This window comes from Streptomyces sp. NPDC060198 (assembly GCF_042728415.1).
GTDB lineage: Bacteria > Actinomycetota > Actinomycetes > Streptomycetales > Streptomycetaceae > Streptomyces.
In genome coordinates this window covers 1-6,351 of record NZ_JBHWZJ010000386.1, presented here as the reverse complement: position 1 = coordinate 6,351, position 6,351 = coordinate 1, and the positions used below count along the sequence as shown (strand labels likewise).

7 protein-coding genes are annotated in these 6,351 nt (G+C 71.9%); 4 read left to right on the top strand and 3 right to left on the bottom strand.

What is annotated here, in order from left to right:
• Positions 1 to 101: 101 nt before the first annotated feature.
• Positions 102 to 1,334, bottom strand: a complete 1,233-nt coding sequence (locus tag ACFWEP_RS29880) for an MFS transporter (RefSeq protein ID WP_387374677.1) — start codon at positions 1,332 to 1,334, stop codon at positions 102 to 104.
• A 192-nt stretch (positions 1,335 to 1,526) separates the two neighbouring features.
• Here ACFWEP_RS29880 and ACFWEP_RS29875 point away from each other — a divergent pair, with 192 nt between their 5' ends.
• The 3 genes from ACFWEP_RS29875 (at position 1,527) to ACFWEP_RS29865 (ending at position 3,985) form a co-directional block, all read left to right on the top strand.
• Complete coding sequence (locus tag ACFWEP_RS29875; protein WP_387374675.1) at positions 1,527 to 2,204, top strand: DUF6758 family protein; 678 nt, start codon at positions 1,527 to 1,529, stop codon at positions 2,202 to 2,204.
• A gap of 105 nt (positions 2,205 to 2,309) precedes the next feature.
• Positions 2,310 to 3,176 (top strand): PHP domain-containing protein, encoded by an 867-nt coding sequence (locus ACFWEP_RS29870; protein ID WP_387374674.1) that lies wholly within the window; start codon positions 2,310 to 2,312, stop codon positions 3,174 to 3,176.
• A 203-nt stretch (positions 3,177 to 3,379) separates the two neighbouring features.
• Positions 3,380 to 3,985: a MarC family protein gene (locus ACFWEP_RS29865; protein ID WP_387374672.1), complete on the top strand. Its 606-nt coding sequence runs from the start codon at positions 3,380 to 3,382 to the stop codon at positions 3,983 to 3,985.
• Between the two features lie 107 nt (positions 3,986 to 4,092).
• On the opposite strand, the gene ACFWEP_RS29860 is transcribed toward ACFWEP_RS29865, so the two are convergent.
• Entirely contained in the window at positions 4,093 to 4,245 is a 153-nt protein-coding gene (locus ACFWEP_RS29860; RefSeq protein WP_015611185.1) for a hypothetical protein, read from the bottom strand.
• Between the two features lie 211 nt (positions 4,246 to 4,456).
• On the opposite strand from ACFWEP_RS29860, the gene ACFWEP_RS29855 reads away from it, so the two are divergent.
• On the top strand, positions 4,457 to 5,365 hold the full coding sequence (locus ACFWEP_RS29855) for an NYN domain-containing protein (RefSeq protein WP_387374670.1): 909 nt from the start codon (positions 4,457 to 4,459) through the stop codon (positions 5,363 to 5,365).
• Positions 5,366 to 5,400: 35 nt separating this feature from the next.
• On the opposite strand, the gene ACFWEP_RS29850 is transcribed toward ACFWEP_RS29855, so the two are convergent.
• Positions 5,401 to 6,252, bottom strand: coding sequence for an alpha/beta fold hydrolase (locus tag ACFWEP_RS29850; RefSeq protein ID WP_387374668.1), 852 nt, complete (start codon positions 6,250 to 6,252; stop codon positions 5,401 to 5,403).
• Positions 6,253 to 6,351: the final 99 nt, after the last annotated feature.

The following is a 6,351-nucleotide window of genomic DNA, read 5'->3' as shown; positions in this document are numbered from 1 at the left end:
GGTCCCGGACACGGTCCGGATCGGCGGGGCCCCTCTTCGTGTGCGTCCTCGGGACTCGGCGCGCAGGCCCACGGGACCCGGGGCGTGCACGTCCCCGGTGCTCAGTCGGCGAAGGCCGAGACGCCGTCCGCGCTGGCGTGCGCGGGCTGGACCTCCGCCGCCTCGTGGGTGAGCGCGGAGCGCCGTACCCACACGATCAGCGCGCCGGCCACGGCCGCGACGGCGGCGACCACGAACGGGATGCGCGCGTCGCTCCACTCCTCGATCTTCGGGGCGAGGTAGGGGGCGGCGGCAGCGGCGAACCAGCGGACGAAGTTGTAGCCGGCGCTCGCGACCGGGCGGGGAGCGTCGGAGACGCCGAGGGCGAGCTCGGTGTAGACGGTGTTGTTCATGCCGATGAAGGCGCCGGAGACGATCGTGCAGACGATCGCGGTGGTGTGGTCGCCGTATCCGAGGACCAGCAGGTCGGCCGCGAAGAGGACGAGCGAGGTGCCGAGCACCTTCAGCGAGCCGAAGCGGGCCTGGAGGCGCGGGGCGACGAAGACCGAGAAGACGGCGAGCAGCAGGCCCCAGGCGAAGAAGACCGCGCCTGACTTGTACGGGGTCATGTCCAGCACGAACGGGGTGAAGGCCAGGATGGTGAAGAACGCGTAGTTGTAGAAGAACGCGGAACCCGCCACCGAGGCCAGTCCGCCGTGGCCGAGCGCCTTGACCGGGTCGAGCAGCGAGGTCTTGCGGGCCGGCTTCGGCTGTTCCCGCAGGAACGCGCCGATGCAGACGAAACCGATCGCCATCAGGGCGGCGGTGCCGAAGAAGGGGTAGCGCCAGCTGGCGTTGCCGAGCAGCGCGCCGACCAGCGGCCCGCACGCCATGCCGAGGCCGAGCGCCGCCTCGTACAGCAGGATCGCCGCCGCGCTGCCACCGGCGGCGGCGCCGACGATCACGGCGAGCGCGGTGGAGACGAAGAGCGCGTTGCCGAGTCCCCAGCCGGCCCGGAAGCCGACCAGCTCACCCACCGACGAGGACGTTCCGGCGAGCGCGGCGAACACCACGACCAGCGCCAGTCCGGCCAGCAGGGTCTTCTTCCCGCCGATGCGGCTGGAGACGAAGCCGGTGACCAGCATCGCGAAGGCAGTGATCAGGAAGTACGAGGTGAACAGCAGCGACACCTGACTCGGCGTCGCGTCCAGCCCCTTGGCGATGGACGGCAGGATCGGGTCCACCAGACCGATCCCCATGAACGCCACGACCGAGGCGCCGGCGGTCGCCCAGACCGCCTTGGGCTGACGAAGGAGGCTGGTGGCCCCTTCGTCGAACGGGTCCTTTCCCTGCATGGTGTCCCACTCTCCTCGTGGAAGCCGGTCCTGACGGGGGCCGCACGGCCGGGCCGGGTGCCTGTGCGATACACAGAATAAGTTAGACAGGCTAATAAATGCAAGCTACATCTATGTTTGCCGGTGAGAGCCACGCTGCGGACGGGTGACCGTCCTTGACGTGGCGACCCGGGAGGGGGACCGTGGGGCGCTATGAGAGGCGAACCCAGTTGCCCGAAGTGCGGTGGCCGGGTCAGGGCGCCCGGTCTCTTCGCCGACTCCTGGCAGTGCCCCGCGCACGGTCCGGTCCATCCGATGCAACCGGTGGTCCCGCCCAGCGTCGAGGCCCTCTCCGTGGTGGTCCACCGCGCGCAGGTGCCGGTGTGGATGCCGTGGCCGCTGCCGGTGGGCTGGCTGTTCACGGGCGTCGCGCACGCCGGCGACGACCGCAGCGGCGGCCGGGCCACCGCGCTGGCCTGCACGGGCCCCGGCCCACTCGGCGGGATGGGCGAGCTGCTGCTGGTGGCCGAGGAACTCGGCGTCGGCCTCGGCGCCCGCTACGCCGGTATCGAAGGCCCCGACCCCGGCCCCCGGATGCGCGTCGAAGGTCCCCCCGTGGCCAAGGTGCTCGCCGCCGGCCGCCCGACCCCGCTCTGGCAGGTGCAAGGCGTCCCGGAGGACCGGGCCGTCTTCGCGGGCGAGGCGCGCGGGCTCTGGCTCTGGGCGATCGTCTGGCCCCAGCAGTCGGCGCTCCTCATGTACGACGAACTGGTCCTCACCGACCTCCGCGACGCGGGCGCCGAAGTGGACCTGGTGCCCTGCGGCGCCCTCACCCCGCGCCTGCTCGGCATCCCCGAGGCCCCGCCCCGGCAGGGCCCTGCCCCGCGCTGAGGCCCCGGAGCACGGGCGGCTGCGGTACGGCCGTCCGGGCGAGGTCCGGGCGGTGGTTATCCTGGAGCGTCCCCACCGTCCGCCGCGAGCACAGGAGTCACCGTCGTGCGTATCGACCTGCACACGCACTCCACCGCGTCCGACGGTACGGACACCCCGGCCGAGCTGGTCCGGAACGCGGCGGCGGCCGGACTCGACGTCGTCGCCCTCACCGACCACGACACCGTGCGCGGCCACGCCGAGGCACTGGCGGCCCTCCCCGAGGGCCTCACCCTCGTCACCGGCGCCGAACTCTCCTGCCGCGTCGACGGGGTGAGCCTGCACATGCTGGCGTACCTCTTCGACCCCGAGGAGCCCGAGTTCGCCCGCGAGCGCGAGCTGGTCCGGGACGACCGGGTGCCGCGCGCCCAGGCCATGGTGACCAAGCTCCAGGCCCTCGGCGTGCCGGTGACCTGGGACCAGGTGGCGAGGATCGCCGGTGACGGCTCCGTGGGCCGCCCGCACGTCGCCGCGGCCCTCGTCGAGCTGGGCGTCGTCCCCACCGTCTCCGACGCGTTCACCCCCGAGTGGCTCGCCGACGGTGGCCGGGCGCACGCCGGCAAGCACGAACTCGACCCCTTCGACGCCGTCCGCCTCGTCAAGGCCGCGGGCGGGGTCACCGTCTTCGCCCACCCGGCGGCCGTCAAGCGCGGCTCCGTCGTCCCCGAATCGGCCATCGCCCAGCTCGCCGCCGCCGGTCTCGACGGCATCGAGGTCGACCACATGGACCACGACGAGGCCACCCGTGCCCGGCTTCGCGGCCTCGCCGCGGACCTGGGACTGCTGACCACCGGTTCCAGCGACTACCACGGCAGCCGCAAGACCGTCGCGCTCGGCGAGTACACCACCGACCCCGAGATCTACGGCGAGATCACCCGGCGTTCCACGGGGGCCTTCCCCGTGCCGGGCGCCGGCGGAGCCCTCCGCCGCTGAGGGCCGCACCACCCTTGCCCCGGCAGCCGGATCCCCGGCCCGCCCGGGCAGTACCCCGGCCCTGTGCCGGTGCCGCGCGCCCTTCGCACCCTCCCGCCGCCCCCGTACCCCGGCCCCTCCCGTAGCCCCGCTCCGGTGAGCCGGGGGTGCCCGCGCGCGGTCCCACCCCGACCTGCTTCTCCTCTTCTCCCGCAAGGCTCACCGTGTTCGACGTCGCTGTATTCGGTTCGCTCTTCCTCACCCTGTTCGTGATCATGGACCCGCCCGGGATCACGCCGATCTTCCTGGCCCTCACCGCGGGCCGCCCCGCGAAGACCCAGCGCAAGATGGCGCTCCAGGCGGTCGCGGTCGCCTTCGGGGTGATCGCCGTCTTCGGCGTGCTCGGCCAGCAGATCCTGGACTACCTGCACGTCTCCGTACCCGCGCTGATGATCGCCGGGGGTCTGCTCCTGCTGCTCATCGCGCTGGACCTGCTGACCGGCAAGACGGACGAGCCGACGCAGACGAAGGACGTCAACGTGGCGCTCGTACCCCTCGGCATGCCGCTGCTGGCCGGACCCGGCGCGATCGTCTCGGTGATCCTGGCCGTGCAGCACGCGCACAGCGTGAGCAGCCAGATCTCGGTCTGGGCGGCGATCGTCGTCATGCACGTGGTGCTCTGGCTGACCATGCGCTACTCGCTGCTGATCATCCGGGTCATCAAGGACGGCGGTGTGGTGCTGGTGACCCGGCTCGCCGGAATGATGCTCTCGGCCATCGCGGTGCAGCAGATCATCAACGGCGTCACCCAGGTCATCCGGAACGGCTGAACCGGCCCGGGGCCGCGGTCGCCGACCCCGGACGCACTGCGCCCCCCGTACGGAGATCCGTACGGGGGGCGACTCGTCATCTCATCAAGGCGTACTGCCGGAAGGTGTTACGAGGCCGAGCTTTCTGCCGGCCGAATGTAGATGCGCTGGCCCATTGCCGCGGCCTGCTGCACGATCCGGTTGACGGAGGCGGCGTCTACGACGGTGCTGTCCACGGCGGTACCGTCGACATCGTCGAGTCGCATGATCTCGAAGCGCAAGGGGCTTCCCTTCGTCTGATCCTCCTGCTGGAGAACTACTGGTCGGACGGGGATTCCCGTCCGCAAGGATAAGGAAGCGCGGCCTCACGGTCCCGCTCCCTACGAGGGGTACAACGGCGCACCCCCCGGAAAACATTCCCTACGCTAAGGAAATTTTTTGGATGTCTAAGTACCCGCAGGCACTCACGCCACCACGGACGTCGAGTCGCCCATGACCGAAGCCGATTACCCCGCCACCCCGGACGACATTCGCGACCGCTTGGACCTGACGAACCAGCTCCTCCATCGCGTGCTCGCCGAGGTCTCGAAGACCCCCTCCACCCACGCGATCTTCGTCGACGCGGGTTATGTCTACGCCGCCGCAGGACTTCTCGTCACCGGCACCGAGGACCGCCGTTCGTTCGACCTCGACTCCGGAGGGCTCATCGAGGCGTTCATCGAACAGGCCCGCACGATCTTCGCGGACAGCCGGCTCCTGCGCGTCTACTGGTACGACGGCGCCCGGCGCCGCATCCACACCACCGAGCAGCAGTCCATCGCCGAACTGCCCGACGTCAAGGTGCGCCTGGGCAACCTCAACGCCAACAACCAGCAGAAGGGCGTCGACTCCCTCATCCGCACCGACCTCGAATCGCTCGCCCGGCACCGAGCCATCAGCGATGCCGCACTCGTCGGCGGCGACGAGGACCTCGTCTCGGCCGTGGAGGCCGCGCAAGGGTACGGCGCCCGGGTGCACCTCTGGGGCATCGAGGCCGGCGAGGGCCGCAACCAGGCCGAACCGCTGCTCTGGGAGGTGGACAGCCAGCGCACCTTCGACCTGGACTTCTGCCGCCCGTACGTCACCCGCCGCCCGGTCACCACGTACGAGGACGAAGGGCCGGCGCCCTCTCGCGAGGACGTCCGCTTCGTCGGGGCGCAGGTCGCCGCCGCCTGGCTCGCGGCCAAGGGGCGGGAGTCCCTGGTCGACCTGATGCCGGGCCACCCGTACCTGCCGGGCTCCGTGGACCAGGACCTCCTGGTCGAGGCGGAACGCCTGCTCCAGCACTCCCTGCGCGGGCACGCCCCGCTGCGCCGGGCGCTGCGCGACGGCTTCTGGCAGCACCTCCAGGCGCAGTTCTAGGGTTCGGGCGGGCTCCGGTGGGCTCCGGACGGGGCTCAGAGACCGGACCAGAACGCCACCAGCGCCGCTGCCGTCTCCCCGGGGCGGCCGGTGTTGGGGGAGTGCTCGGCGCCCGCGATCGTGGTGCGGCGAGCGCCGAGGCGACGGGCCATCGCGGTGAGCAGACCGACCGGCCACACGTCGTCGCGCTCCCCGGAAAGGACGTGGACGGGCAGGCCGGTGGCGGCCAGCTCGTCCACCCGGTCCGGCTCCACGGACAGCTGGCGGCCGGTGGCGAGCAGCTGCGCCGGATCGTTGCGCAGCCATCGGCGGCGCAGATCCTCACCGCCGCCGGTGTCCGCGTCCTGCGGCGGGTCCAGTGCCCGCATCGCCTCCCACACCTGTTCCATGGTCAGCGCGGACAGCGCTTCGCCGAGCAGCTTCACCTTGTCCCGCTGCCCGGAGGAGACTTCGGCCGGGCCGGACGACATCAGCGTCAACGAGCGGAAGGGCGCAGAGTCCTGGAGCACGGCCGCGCGGGCGACCTGGCCGCCCAGCGAATGGCCGAGCAGATGCGGCAACGTGCCGTCGGCGCGGTCGAGCGCCTTCGCCTGCGCGTGCACGTCCCGCGCCAACTCCTCCTGTGCGTAGTCCTCCTGACGGCCCGTCCCCCGACTTTCGTACTGCCCCCGGCCGTCCACCGCGACAGCGCGGAAGCCGGCGGCGGTGAGTGGTTCGAGGAGGGCGACGAAGTCCTCCTTGCTCCCGGTGTAGCCCGGGAGCATCAGGACCGTGCCGCGCGCGTCCGTACGCGGTGCGGCGTCCAGCACTGCGAAGTCGCCGCGCGGGGTGCGCAGCGTGCGGGCGCGGGCACAGGGGGGCGGGGTGAAGGTCGGCGGCCGGCTCATGGGACGAGGTTAGGCGGTGAACCGCTCCGTCCGCCGGACTGCCCCGTCGGCCGGACGGCCCACAAACGCCGGACGGCCCCGTCCCCCATGGTTCGGGGG

What these genes read in the sequence shown, in the direction of transcription:
- ACFWEP_RS29880 (WP_387374677.1), bottom strand. Translation starts at nt 1,334, where the DNA reads ATGCAGGGAAAGGACCCGTTCGACGAAGGGGCCACCAGCCTCCTTCGT.
- ACFWEP_RS29875 (WP_387374675.1), top strand. Translation starts at nt 1,527, where the DNA reads ATGAGAGGCGAACCCAGTTGCCCGAAGTGCGGTGGCCGGGTCAGGGCG.
- ACFWEP_RS29855 (WP_387374670.1), top strand. Translation starts at nt 4,457, where the DNA reads ATGACCGAAGCCGATTACCCCGCCACCCCGGACGACATTCGCGACCGC.
- ACFWEP_RS29850 (WP_387374668.1), bottom strand. Translation starts at nt 6,252, where the DNA reads ATGAGCCGGCCGCCGACCTTCACCCCGCCCCCCTGTGCCCGCGCCCGC.